The organism is Vibrio celticus (assembly GCF_024347335.1).
Lineage (GTDB): Bacteria > Pseudomonadota > Gammaproteobacteria > Enterobacterales > Vibrionaceae > Vibrio > Vibrio celticus.
In genome coordinates, this window is record NZ_AP025463.1 from 1,171,952 (window position 1) to 1,192,237 (window position 20,286).

Genomic DNA, 20,286 nt, shown 5'->3' on the forward strand with positions numbered 1-20,286 from the left:
AACTGGAGAGCATACACGATTCCATTGTGTATCGGCACTCGTAAATTGCAATTTCTGATTATCTCTTGTTGAGCGAAATCGGCAATCAAAACTTACCAACTAATGTATGAGAATGAGGGTTGGGTTGCAAAGCGTTAGTGATATTTTTGTTTGTTAAGCTAGAAAAAATCAATTTTTCTGTCATTTTTGTGTTCGAAGCGTTATAACTATTAATTATATTACACGCGACTATAACGCTCTCTTTGCAAATAAGTTAGCACAGAAATGAGTAAAGGATTACGAGGTTAGATATGAAGTTACAGCAACTGAAGTACATTGTTGAGGTTGTAAACCATAACCTAAATGTTTCAGCTACAGCAGAGAGTTTGTACACATCTCAGCCTGGCATTAGTAAGCAAGTTAGATTACTTGAAGACGAACTAGGTATTCAGATTTTTGAGCGTAGCGGCAAGCATCTAACGCAGGTTACCCAAGCGGGTGAAGATATTATTCGTATCTCTCAAGAGATTTTGGCACGCGTTGAAAGTATTAAAGCGGTAGCGGGTGAGCACACTCATCCAGAGATGGGTACATTGAATATTTCAACGACTCATACTCAAGCTCGTTATGCACTGCCTGATGTGATTAAAGGTTTCACGGCGCGTTACCCTAAAGTATCGCTTCACATGCACCAAGGCACGCCAAGCCAAATGTCAGAAGCCGTCGCTAAAGGTACGGCGAATTTTGCGATTGCAACGGAAGCGCTACACCTTTACCAAGATGCGATTATGCTGCCTTGTTACCACTGGAACCGTTCGATCGTCGTGACCAAAGATCACCCTCTGGCACAGAAGCGTAATATCACGATCGAAGATCTTGCGGCTTACTCTCTCGTGACTTATGTATTTGGTTTCACTGGCCGTTCTGAGCTTGATACCGCGTTTAACAAAGTAGGGTTAACACCGCGCGTTGTGTTTACCGCGACCGATGCAGACGTAATCAAAACCTACGTTCGTATGGGCATTGGTGTTGGTGTAATTGCAAGTATGGCGATTGACCACGAGCAAGATACTGATTTGGTTGCGATTGATGCGAGCCATCTATTTTGTGCGAGCACAACCAGCATTGGTTTTAGAAAAGGTACCTTCCTGCGTTCTTACATGTTTGATTTCATGGAGCGTTTTGCACCGCACTTAACTCGCCCTGTGGTTGAGCAAGCTATTTCTTTGAAATCGAATGAAGAAATAGAAGAGATGTTTAAAGATATCGAGCTGCCAGTTCGTTAATCTCGTCGTGTAAATCTAGATTCTTATTCGGCCTGTATTTGCAGGCCGTTTTTCTTTAGGGCTTTTAGTTTTCGTTTTCTTTATCGAGCCTTTCCATTTCGACCTCTTACCCCTACAATCCACGCATCATAGGGGGAAGCATGCATTCACGATTTAAAATACTCGATTCATTTTTGCTAGAGCACCAGATTTACTGGCGTTCAGAGCCTTTTCACCTATGCCAAACTCAACAGCAGCCGTGGAAAGAGGTCAATCGTCCACTCGTTGATTGGTTAGAAAGCTTAGATAATGAAAGCATTCAAACCTTAAAAGAGCAGCCTCAGCTTTTGATTGAGGAACTGACTCGTTTCCTACCTGAATTAGAAACTGCTACCCAAAACATCCAGTTCGATAACACTGCTTTGGTTGGTTTAGACCTCCCACGTGGTACTGCTGATGGTATTCCTGGCCGAAAGCTACATCAAATTGTCGCAATGGGCGAGGCTGCATTAGGCCATCACCATGGCAAAGAGTGGCTCGAATGGTGTTCTGGTAAAGGCTTTCTTGGTCGAATCCTATCTCAGCAATCGGATCAAAAAGTCACTAGCTTTGAATGGCAGCAATCGTTATGCGAAAGCGGACAAAAGATTGCGGATGACCAGAAGTTAGCGATGAATTTTGTTCAAGGAGATGCGTTTTCAGACAAGGCCGATGACGTGTTTAACTCAAACCAACATGCAGTAGCCCTTCATGCTTGTGGCGATCTTCATGTTGAGTTAGTTAAAAAGTCAGTGTCACATGGGCTACCCGCGGTCACGATTTCCCCTTGTTGTTATCATCTTATTCGAGACGACAACTACCAAGCGATGTCTTCTGTCTCGAAAAGATCAGCATTAACGTTAAGTAAGAGCGATTTAAGAATCCCGCTTCAAGAAACCGTCACTGGTGGTGAAAGAGTAAAAAGACATCGTCAACTAGAGATGAGCTATCGTCTAGGCTTCAGCCAACTGCTTAAGGCTGAACTTAACATTGACGAATATATTCCTGTACCGAGCATCAAAAAATCAGAGTTAGCTGAGGGTTTTGAATCCTTCTGCCGTTGGGCATCTGAAGTGAAAGAGCTATCGCTGGGTTCCGATATCGATTTTGACTCTTATTTGGTTCAAGGCGAAGTGCTTTTCTGGGAAATGGAAAAGCTGAGTTTGGTTCAACAAGTCTTTAGAAGACCTTTAGAGATATGGCTGGCTTTAGATCGCGCTATCTATCTGCAAGAGCAAGGTTATGAAGCTTCGATTGAAGAGTTTTGCGAACGCAGCATTACGCCAAGAAATCTATTGATTCATGGGGTTAAAATCGAGCGCTAGTGGTAAACAGTCTATTCGTGTTTTTTCGACCTAAATCCATTAATGCAAAATAAGGCTATAAATACAAATAAAGTCAGAAATGCAAAAAAGCCAACGTGACATTATGTCGTACTGGCTTTTTGTTTAATTTGTATGAGTTAACTGAACGCTTCAACGAGAAGGTTATTGCGTTCAGTTAGTCATTACATCATTAGTTAAACATTGCGATTGCTTCTTCTGGATCTACGTATTCAAGGTCAAAGCTCTCTGCAACTTCTTTACAAGTTACTTTACCGTGAATAACGTTTAGACCTTCTAGGAAGCCTTCATCAGATAGAAGTGCTTCGCGGTAGCCCTTGTTCGCTAGCTTAACAATGTAAGGAAGTGTTGCATTGTTTAGTGCGTAAGTTGAAGTGCGAGCAACAGCGCCAGGCATGTTTGCAACACAGTAGTGAACTACGTCATCAACAATGTAAGTTGGGTCTGCGTGAGTGGTTGCGTGAGAAGTCTCAAAACAACCGCCTTGGTCGATTGCAACGTCAACAACTGCTGAACCTGGTTTCATCTTAGCGATGTGCTCTTTTGTAACCAGTTTTGGCGCTGCCGCACCAGGGATTAATACAGCACCAATCACTAGGTCTGCTTCTAGAACATGCTTCTCAATGGCGTCTTCAGTAGAATAAACCACTTTTGCGCGACCTTGGAATTCTTCATCAAGACGACGCAATGTATCTACGTTACGGTCAAGAATTGTAACATCAGCGCGAAGGCCTACAGCCATACGTGCTGCGTTAGCACCAACAACACCGCCACCAACAACAACAACTTTTGCTGGTTCAACACCTGGAACGCCACCAAGAAGAAGACCACAACCACCGTTAGATTTCTCTAATGTTTGTGCACCTGCTTGAATAGACATGCGACCAGCGACTTCAGACATTGGTGCTAATAGTGGCAAGCGACCCATATTATCTGTTACAGTCTCATAGGCTACGCAGACAGCTTTGCTCTTGATAAGCTCTTCAGTTTGTGGAAAATCTGGTGCAAGGTGTAAATAGGTAAATAATATTTGCCCTTCGCGAAGCATAGCTCGCTCGACAGCTTGAGGTTCTTTAACCTTTACAATCATCTCTGCTTTCGCGAAAACGTCAGCAGCAGTAGGAAGAATGGATGCGCCTACAGCGATGTAATCATCGTCTGAAAAACCGATACCAGTACCGGCATTGGTTTCTACAAAAACTTGGTGGCCGTGTGAGATTAGTTCTCTCACGCTAGCTGGGGTCATACCAACGCGGTATTCGTGGTTCTTGATTTCCTTAGGTACGCCAATGATCATCCTGACTCCTCATTTTATTTTGGTTGTTTTATCTATGTGTAGGGTAATTCTGTCGAATTAATACCTAGTATAGATAGGTTCAGATAAAATTTGATACTGAATATTAAAAAGTTGTAGTATATTTTTTTGCAAGGAAGTAATAAGGTGGAATAAAAAATGGCAGACAATTATAAGAAGCCGTCCAAGGAACTAGATCGTATTGACCGCAACATTCTTAATGAGTTGCAAAAAGACGGTCGTATCTCAAACGTTGAACTCTCAAAACGAGTAGGACTTTCTCCAACTCCATGTCTTGAGCGTGTTCGTCGTTTAGAACGTCAAGGTTACATTACTGGGTACACAGCGTTGCTGAACCCACAGTACCTTGATGCTTCACTTTTAGTGTTTGTTGAAATTACGTTGAACCGTGGTGCGCCAGATGTGTTCGAACAATTCAACACCGCTGTGCAGAAACTGGATGACATCCAAGAGTGTCATTTAGTGTCGGGTGATTTTGACTATCTTCTGAAAACACGTGTATCTGATATGGGTGCTTACCGTAAGTTACTGGGTGATACGTTACTTCGTCTACCGGGCGTAAACGACACTCGAACTTACGTAGTAATGGAAGAAGTGAAACAAACCAATCAACTTGTGATTAAAACTCGTTAGTCACAATTGGTGAAATGAAAGAAAGCGGACATTTGTTCCGCTTTCTTGCTTTCTGGAATTGGGTTTTTCTGTTTGATATGGTTAAATCAACAGTAGTTTCATTGAAACGAGCGGCTTTGGCCGCTCGAGATGTTTTTATCCCGTTTAATTATTAAGTTGGTTTATGTTCAAGCAGAGCAGTAATAAAGTAGAAACAATCATTAAAACGAGTGAAGAGCCTCAGTCTCCTCGTTTGAGTGGTTCTCAACGTCTCAAAGAGTGCAGTCTGATTCTCGGTGTTCTCTTCTCTATTCTACTTGCCGTTGCGTTATTAACTTTTAGTCCTGCAGACCCATCATGGTCGCAAACGGCGTGGGGTGGTGACATTCAAAATGCGGGTGGCTACCTAGGTGCTTGGTTGGCGGATACGCTTTTCTTCGTATTTGGTTCTTTGGCTTACCCTTTGCCTATCTTAGTGACGGTTGCTGCGTGGGTATTATTCCGCAAACGTAATGAAGACGAGCAGATCGACTTCATGCTGTGGGGCACTCGCTTACTCGGCCTGACTATCCTAATTCTTACGAGTTGTGGTCTCGCGGATATAAACTTTGACGACATCTGGTATTTTTCATCCGGTGGCGTAGTGGGCGACGTCTTAACAAGCCTTGCACTTCCGACGTTGAATGTTCTTGGTAGTACGCTGGTTCTACTTTTCTTATGGGGTGCTGGCTTTACTCTATTAACCGGTATTTCTTGGTTAAGTATTGTGGAATGGTTGGGTGAACGTGCCATCAAATTCTTCACGTCTGCTGTTAATAAGGTTCGTGGCCAAGATCAAGAGCTGCTTGAGCCTCAATTAAGAGAATCAGCAGACCGCGATTTAATCGAAGAACGTCATCAGCGCCATCAAGAGCCAACTTACCGCGATGTTCCTGTTATAGAAGACAACAAAGAATCGACAGAGCATGACCCGCTAGATCCAGCGATGAGCTTTTCTGCGACCAATGATTCTTCAGACGTGGCGACAAATGCGCGAGACAATGCTGCATCGCCGAAGCGTCATTACAATATTCATATGCCAGTCGATGCTCCTGTGAAACAAGACGCTCCTGTTCATGAAGAACCTCAGGTTCAGCCTCAAGCGGTAATTGAGTCAGAGCAACCGACCCCTGCAGCACCTACTTACCAAGCGCCAGAAGAACCGTTAGAAGAAGGTATTGAGCGCTCTAAACAGTTGAATGCAACAATAGAGCAGCTAGAAAATGCGGCCATGTATGAAGATGACCTAGCGGAACAAGATCAGCTCGACGCGCATGATTCCCAGGTTGCTTACCAACAATACATGCAGAACGAACAATCAGAAGTTAGCCCTGCTCATGCTGACCTAGAAAGTGCTGAACCAGAATTAGATAGCTCACCACAATTAAATGGCGAATTCGGTGCTGAAGATGTTCAACCTGAATCCTTATACGCTTCACCTATGGGCGAGCCAGAAGCAACCGTGGAAGACGATTTCTCTGCACAACCTTCACCGTTTGATGTAACGGAAGAGCAAAGCTACCAACAGGGTTCAGATCTTAAGTCTGAGCAGACTGAAGCTGAGTTAGCTGGCGCAGCATTAACCGAAGAACAGTTTGAACCTTTCTCTTATCAAGAAGAACATTCAGAGCCTGAACAGCCAACAGCACAAAGCCAAGAGTCAGCTGTTGATCTTCCTTGGGAAGAAGTAACGGAAGAAGAATCTGCGCATCAAGATCAAGATGTCACCGCATTCCAAAGCATTGTTTCTGAAGCCCAAGCGAATATGGCAGCGGCGCAGAACCCGTTCTTGGTTCAACAAGATGTGAATTTACCGAAACCTGCTGAGCCATTACCCACGCTTGAATTGTTATTCCACCCTGAAAAACGTGAAACCTTTATTGACCGTGATGCGCTAGAGGCAATTGCTCGTCTTGTTGAATCTAAGCTAGCGGATTACAAGATCAAGGCAGATGTGGTTGATATTTTCCCTGGCCCAGTAATCACTCGATTTGAACTCGATCTGGCCCCGGGCGTGAAAGTAAGCCGTATTTCTGGTCTTTCTATGGACTTAGCGCGTTCACTCTCTGCATTGGCAGTACGTGTCGTAGAAGTGATTCCGGGTAAACCTTATGTTGGCTTAGAACTGCCGAACATGAGCCGCCAAACGGTATTCTTCTCAGATGTGGTTGCTAGCCCTCAGTTCCAAGAAGCGAAATCGCCAACGACAGTGGTTTTAGGGCAAGACATCGCTGGTGAAGCCGTTATTGCTGATCTATCGAAAATGCCTCACGTTCTGGTTGCGGGTACAACCGGTTCTGGTAAGTCGGTAGGTGTGAACGTAATGATTCTGAGTATGCTTTACAAAGCATCACCGGAAGATGTTCGATTCATCATGATCGACCCGAAAATGCTTGAGCTATCGGTTTATGAGGGTATTCCTCATCTATTGTCTGAAGTGGTAACCGACATGAAAGATGCGTCGAACGCCCTTCGTTGGTGTGTTGGCGAGATGGAACGACGTTATAAGCTGATGTCAGCATTAGGCGTTCGTAACATTAAAGGTTACAACGATAAGCTTAAGATGGCAGCGGAAGCGGGTCACCCAATTCACGATCCACTGTGGAAGCCGGGTGACAGCATGGACCCAGAAGCGCCATTGCTTGAGAAGCTGCCTTACATTGTGGTTATCGTTGATGAATTTGCCGACCTAATCATGGTGGTTGGTAAGAAGGTTGAAGAACTGATTGCACGTTTGGCACAAAAAGCACGTGCGGCGGGTGTTCACTTGATTCTAGCGACGCAGCGTCCATCTGTGGATGTTATTACGGGTCTTATTAAAGCGAACATTCCAACCCGTGTCGCTTTTACGGTATCAACCAAAACGGATTCACGAACTATCCTTGACCAAGGTGGTGCGGAATCACTATTGGGCATGGGTGATATGCTTTACTTGCCACCGGGTTCTAGCCATACAACTCGTGTTCACGGTGCCTTTGCATCTGATGATGATGTACACGCAGTCGTGAATAACTGGAAAGCGCGTGGTAAGCCAAACTATATTGATGAGATCACCAACGGCGAACAAACCCCAGAAACCTTGCTTCCGGGTGAGAAGATGGAAGGTGATGAAGAGGTTGATCCTCTATTTGATCAAGTGGTAGAACACGTTGTTCATTCGCGTCGTGGCTCAGTCTCAGGCGTACAACGTCGATTCAAGATTGGCTACAACCGTGCTGCACGTATTGTCGAGCAACTTGAAGCTCAAGGTATCGTAAGTGCTCCAGGCCATAACGGTAACCGAGAAGTCTTAGCACCAGCGCCACCAAAAGATTAGTTCCGGTAGGAACTCATAACTATTAAGTCGGTCAAATCGAAAATATGACCGACTTATGTTCTAACAGGATTATTGATGAAAAAAGTATTCGCACTTTTATTTATGAGCTTCTCAGTGTTTGCTTCTCCGAAAGAAGAGTTGAGTAGCCGTTTGGCATTAAACGCAGGCTTCAGCGCTGACTTTAAACAAGTCGTGACCAGCCCTGATGGTGATGTTGTTATGGAAGGTGAGGGCACGGTTGAGATTGCACGCCCAAGCTTGTTCCGCTGGGAAACGACTTTCCCTGATGAAAACCTACTGGTATCTGACGGTCAAAGCTTGTGGTACTACAGCCCGTTCATTGAGCAAGTGAGCATTTATTGGCAAGAGCAAGCGACATCACAGACACCTTTTGTCCTACTTACACGTAACCAAGAAAGCGATTGGGATAACTATAATGTGGCGCAAACGGGTAACCAATTTACGCTAACGCCAACCGCTGTCGATTCTAATCAGGGCGACTTCCAGATTAATATCACCGAAAAGGGTATTGTTCAGGGCTTTAATGTGATTGAACAAGACGGTCAAAAAGGTGAGTTTACCTTTAGCAATGTTGACTTGGGTAAACCTGCAGCAGACCGCTTTACTTTTGTGGCACCGGAAGGTGTCGAGGTCGACGACCAAAGAAACTGATCTAAATAAGCAGATCGTTTGGTAGTAAGTCGATAGGCATTAATGCCATCAACGAATCAAGAGATTGCAATTGAGTAATTACAGCTTAGATTTTGCGGGGGACGAAGATTTTCGTCCCCTTGCTGCTCGTATGAGACCGGAAACTGTCGAACAGTACATCGGTCAGCAGCATATATTAGGCCCAGGTAAACCACTTCGCAGAGCATTGGAAGCGGGCCATATCCACTCGATGATTTTGTGGGGGCCTCCGGGCACCGGTAAAACGACGCTAGCGGAAGTGGCTGCAAACTATGCTAATGCAGAAGTTGAACGCGTATCGGCGGTAACTTCGGGCGTAAAAGACATCCGTATTGCGATTGAAAAAGCGCGTGAGAACAAGCAAGCAGGGCGCAGAACCATCCTGTTTGTGGACGAAGTCCATCGCTTTAACAAAAGTCAGCAAGATGCTTTTCTGCCTCATATCGAAGATGGCACCGTGACCTTTATTGGTGCGACCACAGAAAACCCTTCTTTTGAATTGAACAACGCTTTGTTATCACGTGCGCGTGTCTACAAACTGACGTCCCTGAATACAGATGATATTTCTCTCGTTATTCGCCAAGCGATTGAAGACAAGCAACGCGGGTTAGGTGATGTGCCTGCTGATTTTGCTGATAATGTTTTAGATCGCCTTGCAGAACTGGTTAACGGTGACGCGCGTATGTCGCTTAACTATCTTGAACTGCTGTATGACATGGCAGAAGACAACGATAAAGGCGAGAAAGCGATAACTTTGCAGTTGTTGGCTGAAGTGGCTGGTGAGAAAGTCGCTCGTTTCGATAACAAGGGTGATATTTGGTACGACCTAATATCGGCGGTTCATAAGTCAATTCGTGGCTCAAACCCTGATGCGGCCTTGTATTGGTCAGCAAGAATGATTGCGGCGGGTTGCGACCCTTTGTATATCGTAAGACGTTTGCTAGCGATTGCTTCTGAAGATATTGGCAACGCTGACCCAAGAGCAATGCAGGTCGCAATGTCCGCTTGGGACTGCTTCACTCGAATTGGTCCTGCCGAAGGCGAGCGTGCGATTGCGCAGGCGGTTGTTTATCTTGCGTGTGCACCAAAGAGTAACGCCGTTTACACCGCGTGGAAGCAAGCGTTAACAGATGCTCACAACCTTCCGGAATATGAAGTCCCTCATCATTTGCGAAATGCACCGACAACTTTGATGAAGGACATGGGCTACGGGCAAGAATATCGTTATGCTCATGACGAACCAGGAGCCTACGCGGCGGGTGAAAAGTATCTGCCTCCTGAAATGGGAGAGAAGCAATACTATTTCCCAACAAAACGAGGCTTAGAGACCAAAATTGGCGAGAAGCTAGATTATCTGGCGGATTTGGACGCAAAAAGCCCACAAAAACGCTATGAAAAGTAGTCTTTTTTGGATATCGTTACCTAGTCATAAAATTTCAATTAAATCGTTATAAATTGGTCGAAATAACACCAGTTTTAGGGGTTTAGCAGTGATTCAGTAGCAAACTACTGAATATTCAAATAACTAAAGCATAGGATTAGCAATGCTGGATTCTAAATTACTTCGAGCTGAGCTGGATGAAACAGCGGCAAAATTAGCACGTCGAGGCTTCACCCTTGATGTAGAGACAATTCGTGAACTTGAAGAAAAACGTAAGTCTCTTCAGATGAAAACTGAAGAGCTACAAGCGTTACGTAACTCTCGATCGAAGTCCATTGGTCAAGCGAAAGCAAAAGGCGACCATGAAGAAGCTGAGCGTATCCTTGCAGAAGTAGGCAACTTAGGCACAGAACTAGACCAAGCTAAAGTAGCATTGGCTGATCTTCAATCTGAGCTAGAAACGATCACAATGTCTATTCCTAACCTACCTGATGCAGAAGTGCCAGATGGTAAAGACGAAGATGACAACGTAGAAGTTTCTCGTTGGGGTCAACCTAAGACTTACGACTTTGAAGTGAAAGATCACGTCGATCTTGGCGAAATGTCTGGCGGTCTTGATTTTGCTAGCGCAGTTAAAATCTCGGGTTCTCGTTTCATCGTGATGAAAGGCAAATTTGCACGTCTACACCGTGCTATTGCCCAGTTCATGCTGGACCTTCACACTGATGAGCACGGCTACACAGAAATGTACGTACCGTACCTAGTGAACCACGATAGCCTTTACGGTACTGGTCAACTTCCTAAGTTCGGCGAAGACTTGTTCCACACAAGCCCGCTAACTGAGCAAGTAAGTGACGTACCTCTTAAGACTCTATCGCTTATTCCTACTGCGGAAGTACCGGTAACGAACATGGTTCGTGACACGATTACTGATGAAGCTGAACTGCCACTTAAGATGACAGCTCACACACCATGTTTCCGTTCTGAAGCGGGTTCTTACGGTCGTGACACTCGTGGTCTTATCCGTATGCACCAATTCGACAAAGTTGAATTAGTACAAATCACTAAGCCAGAAGACTCAATGGCAGCGCTTGAAGAGCTCACAGGTCATGCTGAGAAAGTACTTCAACTTCTAGAGCTTCCTTACCGTAAAGTGATTCTATGTACAGGTGACATGGGCTTCGGTTCTGCGAAAACTTACGACTTAGAAGTATGGGTTCCAGCACAAGAGACTTACCGCGAAATCTCTTCTTGTTCAAACATGTGGGATTTCCAAGCGCGTCGTATGCAAGCTCGTTTCCGTCGTAAAGGCGAGAAGAAACCTGAACTTGTACACACACTAAACGGTTCTGGTCTTGCTGTTGGTCGTACTATGGTTGCTATTCTTGAGAACAACCAAGAAGCAGATGGCCGTATTGCTATCCCAACAGTACTTCAGCCATACATGGGCGGCGTAACGCACATCGGTTAATGTCAATTTAGGTTAATCAAATTTAGATTAACCTGACTTGCCAGAATATTTAAAAGGCTTTGCTGTAATGGCAAAGCCTTTTTCGTATCTGAAGTTTACCCAAGTAGAAGTCGTATAAAGCGAAGCTACATAAACGAGAAGCTCGCTTTGGTTGCTTCGTCTGCTTGTTTACAAGCTAGCAACGCCTTTCGATAGTAATTTTGATAATTGTTTTTGGTCAGTTCATCAAGCGTATAAAGTTGAGTGACCACGCCATCACACTTCTGAATAATCGTTAAAACCTGTTTCGTACCCATTGCGTCAGGCCAAATAACAGAGAGCAGTTTGACGATATTCATGCATACGTTTTTGATCATCGGGCATCGCTTGTGAATCTCTAAATAAGCGACCAATACCTGTTTATAGTCCGACGAAGCCTGCTTAATTATGACGTTGCTCTGTTTGAGCCATTCCATCTTTTCTGCGTTACGGCGTTTCATCTCACTGCACATGGTCATTTGACTAGAAACAACGGTTTCGTTCGCCGTTTGGATAATCAACATGCCACAACGACTTTCTGCGACTTTAAACTCATTCTCACAACTCATTCTGTCTAACAACCAGGTGTGATGATAGATAACCGGGAATGCATCAAAGCTATTTCTGTCGTGCAGTGCGGTCAAAATAGTGACCGCTTTTTGGTACTGTTTTGATTCCATTGCAATGTGTGCTGCGATAAGCGCTAAATCCGTTTGAAGACCTGCTCTTGCTTCTGTAGGGATCTTCGAAATTAGATAATTTACTTGATCGAGTGTCGCTTTATTGTTGCTCTCACCAGATGCGCAATAGAGCAAAAATCGAATATGGTTGAGCTTCATATAGAGGTTATCTCGAAAGGTATCTCTATTGATCTGCACATAGTTCTGATAGTGAACCAACGCCGTCTTGGTATCATTTACGGAGAGACACAGGTTTGCGATTGCCAGTTCCCTTTCTGAGTTACCCGGTGTGAGTGCACTCGCCAATTTAAAATGGGCAATCGCAGCAGGAACCTTATTACTGATAAGGTTCACTTGAGCTGCTTGATCTCGATACAAGGTGCTGGTGGGTGCTGAATCAATCAAGCTTTCGATCATTCGTTGTGCTTCATTGACCTGACCCAAATTCGCAAGGCTGTTTGCTAGACCCGCTTGAGCCCAATCAAAACGGCCTTCATCAAGCGCCTTCTCATATACGTTCTTTGCTTCTTCGTAAAGCTTAAGCTTTGACAAAAAGCTTCCGCGAAATTGCTGGATGGTCGTAAAATACTCAGAATGAAAGGCGATCAGCTCTTCGCAGTACTCAAGTCCGGCTTCATAGTCATTTTCTCGTTCGGCCTTATAGATTTTTTGTAGCACCAGCTTCTTTTTTAGAGAGCTTGTGATACGTTGCTTTAAAGTTTCACGATTGAATGGTTTTAATAAATAATTATCTGGTCGAAGCTCTAAAATAGGGCGGATCGATAAAGCGGAATTTTCGCCTGTAACTAGAATAAATATCCCATCGTCTTTCAATCTATTCGATTGTTTAAGCTCTTCAAACAGCTGCTTGCCATTGATGGTGTTACCAAAGTTGTAGTCACAGATAATCACATCAAACGTCGTCTCGCTTGTTATCGTCATAGCGATGCGAGGGGATTTCGCAATTGAAATCATTTGCTCTGAAAAGCCGATATGAATCAACATATTGCGGATGGTTGATAGCACGATCGATGAGTCGTCAACGATAAGTGCATTGAGTTGGTTTAATTTCATGTTTACTTTAAATTATTTACTGACGTGAATTCCGCAGCTATTACGGGTTGCTTTGCTGTCTTGCTCGATCGACAAAACAGAAAAGCTCTGTTTCTACCAAGTTGATACAAGCTTTCGTTAATATTTATTATCTAAGTACAGTCGAATTGAATTAGCTGATTGGATTCTAGAATGAAATCGAGTGAGGAAGCTCATCATAATATCCGACAAAAAATGGCTTGTATTTTAAGCGGCTATTGACCCGATAGGTAACACTCTTTTGCTAATTGTTTTTATGGAGAGGATTAAATTTATTTGTGAGATTCTTCAGGGTGGAATCATAGATAAAATATGAGTTTGAGATTTTTTATTGGCTGTCTGATTATTTGCTTTGTGAGTAGGCCACCTTTAGCACTCTAAAGGCGGCGTATCGGCTTATATGCTAATAAATTTTCGGAATTTCTATTTGGTTTTATTATATCAATTTGACTTGAAGCAAGCTGATTGTTGTAGTGCTTTATCAATTGCAGAGACCAGTTGCTCGATATGCGCAGGGTCGCTGATAAATGGAGGCATCATATAAATTAGTTTACCAAACGGACGGATCCAAACGCCTTGCTCTACAAAGTGAGCTTGGATGGTTTCCATATCGACAGGCGAATGGGTTTCAACTACACCAATCGCGCCTAACCAACGAACGTCTTTAACCAGTGGATGCTCTCGCAAAGGTGGCAGCAATTCTGAGAAAAGCTGTTCTATCTGCTGAGTCTGACTCTGCCAATGACCTTGCTCTATGATGGACAAGCTTGCCGCACCTACCGCGCAAGCTAATGGGTTACCCATAAAGGTTGGCCCGTGCATAAAACATCCCGCTTCACCGCCACATACCGTGTCAGCAACTTCTTTACTCGCAAGCGTCGCTGACAATGTCATATAGCCACCAGTTAAAGCCTTGCCTACGCATAAGATGTCCGGTTGAACATCGGCATGCTCACAAGCGAACAGTTTCCCTGTGCGGCCAAATCCGGTCGCAATCTCATCCAAGATCAGCAATACATTGAATTCATCACACAGTAAGCGAACCTGTTTTAGGAACTCAGGGTGGTAGATACGCATACCGCCAGCCCCTTGAACGATTGGCTCTAAGATCACCGCTGCGACTTCTTGATGGTGTGCTGCCAGCTTTTCTCGAAAACTATCGATGTCACTTGAGTTCCACTCATCCCAAAAGGCTGTTTTTGGCGAATCAGCGAAAATATGTTCCGGTAAAAAGCCTTTGTAGAGGCTGTGCATCGAGTTGTCAGGGTCGGTCACTGACATCGCCGCAAAGGTATCACCGTGGTAACCATCTCTTAGTGTGAGGAACTTTGAACGAGGTTGTCCTTTAGCGTGCCAATATTGCAGTGCCATCTTGAGGCTAACCTCTACGGCTACTGAACCTGAATCGGCCAAAAATACATGCTCAAGATTACTTGGCGCGAGATTCAAAAGCTTCTTACATAGATCGATAGCGGGTTGGTGGGTGATGCCACCAAACATAACGTGTGAAACCTTATCGATTTGGCTGTGAGCTGCAGCATTTAGCTCAGGGTGATTGTAGCCGTGGATGGTTGACCACCAAGATGACATACCATCAATAATTCGTTTTCCGCCTTCTAATTCTAGGTAAACACCGTCTGCGTTGGTGACTGGATAGCAGGTCAGAGGTGTTAACGTTGATGTGTAGGGATGCCAGATATGCTGGCGATCAAAGGCGAGATCCATAGTAACTTCCATTCTTGGTTTGATTAAAAAATAATCATATGTAAACTTTTGATATTATCAATGTGTTGACAGTCTAAAGCTTGTCGGTAGACTAGCCAAGCATAAATGCAATCTCTATTGATAGAGATGAAACATCAAATAATAAAAAAGGATCGACACGTGGAAGTTCGTCATGACTGGACAGTCGCTGAAGTAAGAGCGCTGCTTGAAAAACCGTTTATGGATTTAATGTTTGAAGCTCAAGTGGTTCATAGACAGTACCAAGAGCACAACCACGTGCAGGTGAGTACGCTTCTATCGATTAAGACCGGTGCTTGTCCTGAAGACTGTAAGTACTGCCCTCAAAGTGCTCACTACCGAACGGATGTCGACAAAGAACGCCTAATGGAAGTAGAGCGTGTTTTGGATGCGGCGCAAAAAGCAAAGAACGCAGGCTCGACTCGTTTCTGTATGGGCGCGGCATGGAAAAACCCGAAAGAACGCGATATGCCTCACCTGACTGATATGATCAAAGGTGTGAAAGGTATGGGGCTAGAAACTTGTATGACACTAGGCATGTTAACCCCCGATCAAGCTGGCGAGTTAGCGGATGCAGGTTTGGATTACTACAACCACAACCTTGATACGTCTCCTGAGTTCTACGGCAGCATCATCACCACTCGTACTTACCAAGATCGTTTAGATACGCTATCTCACGTGCGTGATGCCGGTATGAAGATCTGTTCTGGTGGCATTATTGGTATGGGCGAAAGTACCAATGACCGTGCAGGTCTGCTGGTAGAGCTAGCGAACCTTCCGGTACACCCTGAGAGTGTGCCAATCAACATGCTCGTGAAAGTGAAAGGCACACCGATGGAAAACGTCGATGATGTTGAATCTTTTGACTTCATTAAGTTGATTGCGATTGCTCGTATCATGATGCCAATGTCTGCGGTTCGTCTATCTGCAGGTCGCGAGAATATGAATGAACAGATGCAAGCGATGTGCTTCATGGCTGGCGCGAACTCTATCTTCTACGGTTGTAAGTTACTGACTACGCCAAACCCAGATGAAGACACGGATATGCAGCTGTTTAAGAAGTTAGGTATCAACAGCCAACAAGTGGCTCAGAAGCCTGATGAAATTCAAGAAAACGAACTGTTAGATCAAGTGGTGGAGCGCGTTGCTGCTCGTCCAACGAAAGATGACATGTTCTACGATGCCACTGTTTAAATCTCGTATCAAAAGTGCCCTTGCTCATCGCCGTGAGCAAGGTTTAACTCGTCAACTCAAGGTACTCGAAAACAGCAATAGCCCTTTGCTTAATAGTGAAGGTTCTGACTTCATTAACTTTTCGAGTAATGACTATTTAGGCTTTGCAAACGATCCTGAGTTGGTGGAGGCGTGGCAAGCTGGGCTTTCCCTTTATGGTGCTGGCAGTGCTGCATCGCCATTGGTCACGGGTTTTAGTCCTGCTCATCGAAATTTAGAGGCTCAGCTGTGTGAATGGTTGGGCTTTGAACGTGCCATTCTCTTTAGTTCTGGTTTCAGTGCGAACCAAGCCTTGTTATTTTCTCTGCTCGAAAAAGACGACACTCTGCTGCAAGACAAGCTTAATCACGCCTCTTTGATGGAAGCGGGGATGCTTTCTCCTGCAACCATGAAACGCTTTAAGCATAACGACACGCAGCATCTAGAGTCGCTATTAAGCCGATCGCCACAATCCTTGGTTGTGACTGAAGGTGTGTTCAGCATGGACGGCGACCAAGCGCCTCTCAGTCAGATATCTAACCTGACTCATCAATTCGACAGTTGGTTGGCGGTTGATGATGCTCATGGTATCGGAGTGCTAGGTGAGCAAGGGGTAGGGAGCTGCAACGTGGCGCAAATAACGCCCGATATTCTAGTCGTCACTTTTGGTAAAGCATTTGGCCTGTCTGGCGCTGCGATTCTTTGTTCGTCAGAAGTGGGTGATTACTTAACTCAGTTTGCTCGTCATCATGTGTACTCGACGGCGATGCCACCTTCACAAGCGGTGGCTTTGTCTCATGCATGCAAGATGATTCAAACGCAAGAGTGGCGTCGTGAGAAACTCACGGAGTTAGGCGCTCTCTATGCAGAGCAGATGAATGGTGTGAAAGGTTTTATTGATACTCAGACGCCGATCAAGCCATTTGTAATCGGCGAAGCCCAAGCTGCACTATCTATTGCTGAAGAGTTAAAGCGCAACCAAGTTTGGGTAACGGCAATAAGGCCACCAACGGTGCCAATTGGGACTGCTCGTTTGCGTATTACCTTAACGGCGAACCACAGTCAGAAACAGATTTTTCAGTTAACTAATTCGCTGCTTCAAGCAATGGAGCGACATGACGAATTAAATATCAAACCAAGCTTAGAATCGAACTTTGAATTGAAGAAAGAGGCTCAGTAAATGTCACAAGAAGCAGTAGTGGATAATTACGTCGGCCAAGACAAGAGTGCGATTGCCGAGGCTTTCGGCAAAGCAGCAATAACCTATGACAAACACGCTGAATTTCAACGCGATGTTGGCCACCGACTGCTGGGTAAGTTACCGAGTGACCTTTCTGGGTTAAAGGTGCTCGATTTAGGTTGTGGCACTGGCTATTTCTCCGAACAGATGGTGAAACGAGGCGCTGAAGTGGTTTGCGCTGATCTTTCTGTTGGAATGTTAGCAACAGCAGAGAAGCGGTGTGGTGCATCTGTCTCTTTATATCAACAAGCCGATGCCGAACAATTGCCTTTTGAAGATGGGTGTTTTGACATCGTTTTCTCTAGCCTTGCGTTGCAATGGTGTGACGACTTATCGTTACCTTTGAGAGAGATGAAGCGTGTTACAGCGGTTGGTGGGCGTGTTCTTTTCTCAACTTTGCTTGATGGGTCACTGTTTGAACTGAAAAAGTCGTGGTCCAAAATTGACGCACATCAACACGTTAACCATTTTATCACAATCAATCAGGTAAAAATTGCGTTAGCGCAATCTAGCTGTGCGGCTCATCAACTAGACTTGCCCACCATCACCGTTTGGTACGACACTGCGTTTGAACTGATGCGCGACCTTAAAGGTATCGGCGCTAATCACGTAAGTGGTCGCTCACAAGGTTTAACAAGTCGTCGCATGTTGCAGCTTGTTGAACGGGAATATCGAGAGTTTAAAAACCATCAAGGTTTCTTACCAGCAACATATCAAGTTTGTTTAGGGGTTATTCAATTATGATTGATGCATTATTCATTGCAGGTACGGATACCGAAGTGGGAAAAACTGTGGTTTCAAAAGCGATTCTTCAAGCTTTGGCTGCACAAGATTTATCAACAATTGGTTACAAGCCAGTTGCTGCAGGGAGTGAAAAATCCCCTGAAGGACTACGTAATAGTGATGCACTGCATCTTCAAGAAGCGGCGACGCAAGATATTGCTTACGAAGACGTCAATCCATATGCGTTGTTGCTACCATCATCGCCTCACATCGCTGCTAAGCATGATGGTGTTGTAATTGATGAGGCGGTATTATCAGCGAAGCTAGAAGAGCATAAGAAAAACTCTGACATCGTATTAGTTGAAGGTGCTGGTGGTTGGCGAGTCCCGGTTTCAGACGATGAATATCTTTCTAGCTGGGTTAAAAAAGAGCAGCTGCCAGTGGTACTGACTGTGGGTATTAAACTTGGTTGTTTGAGCCACGCTCTATTAACGGCAGAAGCGATTCGTGCTGATGGCCTAAACCTAGTAGGTTGGGTCGCAAACCGTATCAATCCAGGTACTGAGCACTACGCAGATATTATTGCGATGCTTGAAGATAAGTTAGGTGCACCTAAGTTAGGTGAAATCCCTTACGTCCCAAAAGCGAAGTCTAAAAACATTGGTAAGTACATTGATGTGCAGCCTTTGCTTGCGCTTTAATTACCACGTTATGTACTAAATAAGAAAAGGGCTGCGATTGCAGCCCTTTTGCTATTTTAAGCCTTTAGACCTTTAGTTGATAAACAACCGGTCTTTTAATAAACAAGCTTAGAACTAATGTTCTTTAGTCAGTCCCATTAAAGCTTGCTGAGTTTCTGTGATTTTTGTCTGTGCCGTTTGCGGTGTTAGGATTCCAACCTGCTTTTTCGCTTCTTCTTCAGTAATCCCTAGGTGACAGCACAGTAAATCGATAGCCATTTGAGTGTTAGTACCTTCAACCATGATCCTTTCCTTTTTGTACATGGACTAGCCAATAAATCATCTGAAGTCACTGTAAACGGATTGTTATATCGACACCATACGACTTAGGTCTAATAGAGTGGATTTAATTCGGATATGGCCTCGTAATCAAATGTTGCAATTTAATGCTTAACCTTGTTTTCTTAATCTAAGACTATATGTATAAGTAAGTATAAGTCTTCAAGGTTGGAATCTATTGCTGTCTGCCTTGTCTATAACAATAAGTTTTATAAAAACAGCTTTCATGCGGAGATAAGTAATGAAGCGAGTAATGTTGTTCCTTGCAACTAACTTAGCGGTTGTATTGGTACTAAGTGTTGTTCTTAATATTGTATACGCAGTTACAGGTATGCAACCCGGTAGCCTCTCAGGCTTATTGGTGATGGCTGCGGTATTTGGTTTTGGCGGCTCATTCATTTCATTAATGATGTCGAAGAAAATGGCGCTACGCTCGGTAGGCGGCATGGTCATTGAAAGCCCACGTAACGAAACAGAACATTGGTTGATGGAGACGGTAAGCCGTCAATCTCAACAAGTTGGTATTGGTATGCCAACAGTGGCGATCTACGATTCGCCAGACATCAACGCATTTGCAACGGGCGCTAAGCGTGATGATTCATTGGTCGCAGTATCAACGGGTCTTCTGCACAGTATGACGCGTGACGAAGCTGAAGCGGTATTAGCTCACGAAGTTAGCCACATCGCGAATGGTGATATGGTGACAATGACCCTAATGCAAGGTGTTGTGAACACGTTCGTTATCTTCCTATCTCGTTTCATCGCCAACATTGTTGCGTCGAATGACAACGAAGAGGAGGGTGGCAGCAACATGATGGTGTACTTCGGTGTGTCTATGGTGCTGGAACTGGTATTTGGTTTCCTAGCGAGCTTCATTACGATGTGGTACAGCCGCCATCGTGAGTTCCATGCTGATGCAGGTGCTGCGCACTTGGTAGGTAAAGAGAAGATGATTGCAGCGCTAGAGCGTCTAAAGGTGAGCCACGAGCCACAACTAGAAGGTTCTATGATGGCGTTTGGTATCAACGGTAAGAAGTCTCTAACTGAGCTTCTAATGAGCCACCCGCCGCTAGATAAGCGTATTGCTTCTCTACGTAACATGTAATTTC

Annotated in this window: 16 protein-coding genes; 12 read left to right on the plus strand and 4 right to left on the minus strand. The window is 44.6% G+C overall.

Going from position 1 to position 20,286, the window contains the following annotated elements:
• Positions 1–290 precede the first annotated feature (290 nt).
• Positions 291–1,265 (plus strand): HTH-type transcriptional regulator CysB, encoded by a 975-nt coding sequence (cysB, locus tag OCV19_RS05535; protein ID WP_065675689.1) that lies wholly within the window; start codon positions 291–293, stop codon positions 1,263–1,265.
• 140 nt (positions 1,266–1,405) lie between these two features.
• A complete protein-coding gene (locus OCV19_RS05540) occupies positions 1,406–2,608 on the plus strand; it encodes a methyltransferase (protein ID WP_065675690.1) in 1,203 nt (400 codons plus the stop codon).
• A 190-nt stretch (positions 2,609–2,798) separates the two neighbouring features.
• Here OCV19_RS05540 and ald read toward each other — a convergent pair whose 3' ends face one another.
• On the minus strand, positions 2,799–3,923 hold the full coding sequence (ald, locus tag OCV19_RS05545; RefSeq protein ID WP_065675691.1) for an alanine dehydrogenase: 1,125 nt from the start codon (positions 3,921–3,923) through the stop codon (positions 2,799–2,801).
• A gap of 156 nt (positions 3,924–4,079) precedes the next feature.
• Between ald and lrp the strand changes: the two genes are divergently transcribed.
• The 5 genes from lrp to serS all read left to right on the plus strand — a co-directional run bounded on the left by lrp (position 4,080) and on the right by serS (position 11,450).
• On the plus strand, positions 4,080–4,574 hold the full coding sequence (lrp, locus tag OCV19_RS05550; RefSeq protein WP_004734558.1) for a leucine-responsive transcriptional regulator Lrp: 495 nt from the start codon (positions 4,080–4,082) through the stop codon (positions 4,572–4,574).
• A gap of 163 nt (positions 4,575–4,737) precedes the next feature.
• The gene (locus OCV19_RS05555) at positions 4,738–7,908 is read left to right on the plus strand and encodes a DNA translocase FtsK 4TM domain-containing protein (RefSeq protein ID WP_065675692.1); all 3,171 of its coding nucleotides are present in this window, start codon (positions 4,738–4,740) and stop codon (positions 7,906–7,908) included.
• Positions 7,909–7,983: 75 nt separating this feature from the next.
• Positions 7,984–8,580: an outer membrane lipoprotein chaperone LolA gene (gene lolA / locus OCV19_RS05560; protein WP_017060248.1), complete on the plus strand. Its 597-nt coding sequence runs from the start codon at positions 7,984–7,986 to the stop codon at positions 8,578–8,580.
• 64 nt (positions 8,581–8,644) lie between these two features.
• Positions 8,645–10,000 (plus strand): replication-associated recombination protein A, encoded by a 1,356-nt coding sequence (locus OCV19_RS05565; protein ID WP_017107655.1) that lies wholly within the window; start codon positions 8,645–8,647, stop codon positions 9,998–10,000.
• Positions 10,001–10,142: 142 nt separating this feature from the next.
• On the plus strand, positions 10,143–11,450 hold the full coding sequence (serS, locus tag OCV19_RS05570) for a serine--tRNA ligase (RefSeq protein WP_065675693.1): 1,308 nt from the start codon (positions 10,143–10,145) through the stop codon (positions 11,448–11,450).
• Between the two features lie 125 nt (positions 11,451–11,575).
• Here serS and OCV19_RS05575 read toward each other — a convergent pair whose 3' ends face one another.
• Positions 11,576–13,222: a response regulator gene (locus OCV19_RS05575; protein WP_065675694.1), complete on the minus strand. Its 1,647-nt coding sequence runs from the start codon at positions 13,220–13,222 to the stop codon at positions 11,576–11,578.
• A gap of 459 nt (positions 13,223–13,681) precedes the next feature.
• Entirely contained in the window at positions 13,682–14,965 is a 1,284-nt protein-coding gene (bioA, locus tag OCV19_RS05580; protein ID WP_065675695.1) for an adenosylmethionine--8-amino-7-oxononanoate transaminase, read from the minus strand.
• 159 nt (positions 14,966–15,124) lie between these two features.
• Between bioA and bioB the strand changes: the two genes are divergently transcribed.
• The 4 genes from bioB to bioD are packed head-to-tail and all read left to right on the plus strand — an operon-like array spanning position 15,125 to position 18,859.
• Positions 15,125–16,177 (plus strand): biotin synthase BioB, encoded by a 1,053-nt coding sequence (gene bioB, locus OCV19_RS05585; protein WP_010439965.1) that lies wholly within the window; start codon positions 15,125–15,127, stop codon positions 16,175–16,177.
• Positions 16,164–17,375: an 8-amino-7-oxononanoate synthase gene (bioF, locus tag OCV19_RS05590; RefSeq protein ID WP_065675696.1), complete on the plus strand. Its 1,212-nt coding sequence runs from the start codon at positions 16,164–16,166 to the stop codon at positions 17,373–17,375. The genes bioB and bioF overlap by 14 nt, the downstream gene beginning before the upstream one ends.
• Positions 17,376–18,179, plus strand: coding sequence for a malonyl-ACP O-methyltransferase BioC (bioC, locus tag OCV19_RS05595; RefSeq protein ID WP_065675697.1), 804 nt, complete (start codon positions 17,376–17,378; stop codon positions 18,177–18,179).
• Complete coding sequence (gene bioD / locus OCV19_RS05600; protein ID WP_017060255.1) at positions 18,176–18,859, plus strand: dethiobiotin synthase; 684 nt, start codon at positions 18,176–18,178, stop codon at positions 18,857–18,859. The genes bioC and bioD overlap by 4 nt, the downstream gene beginning before the upstream one ends.
• A gap of 114 nt (positions 18,860–18,973) precedes the next feature.
• Here bioD and OCV19_RS05605 read toward each other — a convergent pair whose 3' ends face one another.
• Positions 18,974–19,141 carry a hypothetical protein gene (locus OCV19_RS05605; protein ID WP_017060256.1) on the minus strand — a complete coding sequence of 56 codons (168 nt, stop codon included), beginning with the start codon at positions 19,139–19,141 and terminating at the stop codon, positions 18,974–18,976.
• A gap of 277 nt (positions 19,142–19,418) precedes the next feature.
• Here OCV19_RS05605 and htpX point away from each other — a divergent pair, with 277 nt between their 5' ends.
• Positions 19,419–20,282 carry a protease HtpX gene (htpX, locus tag OCV19_RS05610; RefSeq protein ID WP_048617716.1) on the plus strand — a complete coding sequence of 288 codons (864 nt, stop codon included), beginning with the start codon at positions 19,419–19,421 and terminating at the stop codon, positions 20,280–20,282.
• The last annotated feature ends 4 nt before the right edge of the window (positions 20,283–20,286 follow it).

What these genes read in the sequence shown, in the direction of transcription:
- cysB (WP_065675689.1), top strand. Translation starts at nt 291, where the DNA reads ATGAAGTTACAGCAACTGAAGTACATTGTTGAGGTTGTAAACCATAAC.
- OCV19_RS05540 (WP_065675690.1), top strand. Translation starts at nt 1,406, where the DNA reads ATGCATTCACGATTTAAAATACTCGATTCATTTTTGCTAGAGCACCAG.
- ald (WP_065675691.1), bottom strand. Translation starts at nt 3,923, where the DNA reads ATGATCATTGGCGTACCTAAGGAAATCAAGAACCACGAATACCGCGTT.
- lrp (WP_004734558.1), top strand. Translation starts at nt 4,080, where the DNA reads ATGGCAGACAATTATAAGAAGCCGTCCAAGGAACTAGATCGTATTGAC.
- OCV19_RS05555 (WP_065675692.1), top strand. Translation starts at nt 4,738, where the DNA reads ATGTTCAAGCAGAGCAGTAATAAAGTAGAAACAATCATTAAAACGAGT.
- lolA (WP_017060248.1), top strand. Translation starts at nt 7,984, where the DNA reads ATGAAAAAAGTATTCGCACTTTTATTTATGAGCTTCTCAGTGTTTGCT.
- serS (WP_065675693.1), top strand. Translation starts at nt 10,143, where the DNA reads ATGCTGGATTCTAAATTACTTCGAGCTGAGCTGGATGAAACAGCGGCA.
- OCV19_RS05575 (WP_065675694.1), bottom strand. Translation starts at nt 13,222, where the DNA reads ATGAAATTAAACCAACTCAATGCACTTATCGTTGACGACTCATCGATC.
- bioA (WP_065675695.1), bottom strand. Translation starts at nt 14,965, where the DNA reads ATGGATCTCGCCTTTGATCGCCAGCATATCTGGCATCCCTACACATCA.
- bioF (WP_065675696.1), top strand. Translation starts at nt 16,164, where the DNA reads ATGCCACTGTTTAAATCTCGTATCAAAAGTGCCCTTGCTCATCGCCGT.
- bioC (WP_065675697.1), top strand. Translation starts at nt 17,376, where the DNA reads ATGTCACAAGAAGCAGTAGTGGATAATTACGTCGGCCAAGACAAGAGT.
- bioD (WP_017060255.1), top strand. Translation starts at nt 18,176, where the DNA reads ATGATTGATGCATTATTCATTGCAGGTACGGATACCGAAGTGGGAAAA.
- OCV19_RS05605 (WP_017060256.1), bottom strand. Translation starts at nt 19,141, where the DNA reads ATGGTTGAAGGTACTAACACTCAAATGGCTATCGATTTACTGTGCTGT.
- htpX (WP_048617716.1), top strand. Translation starts at nt 19,419, where the DNA reads ATGAAGCGAGTAATGTTGTTCCTTGCAACTAACTTAGCGGTTGTATTG.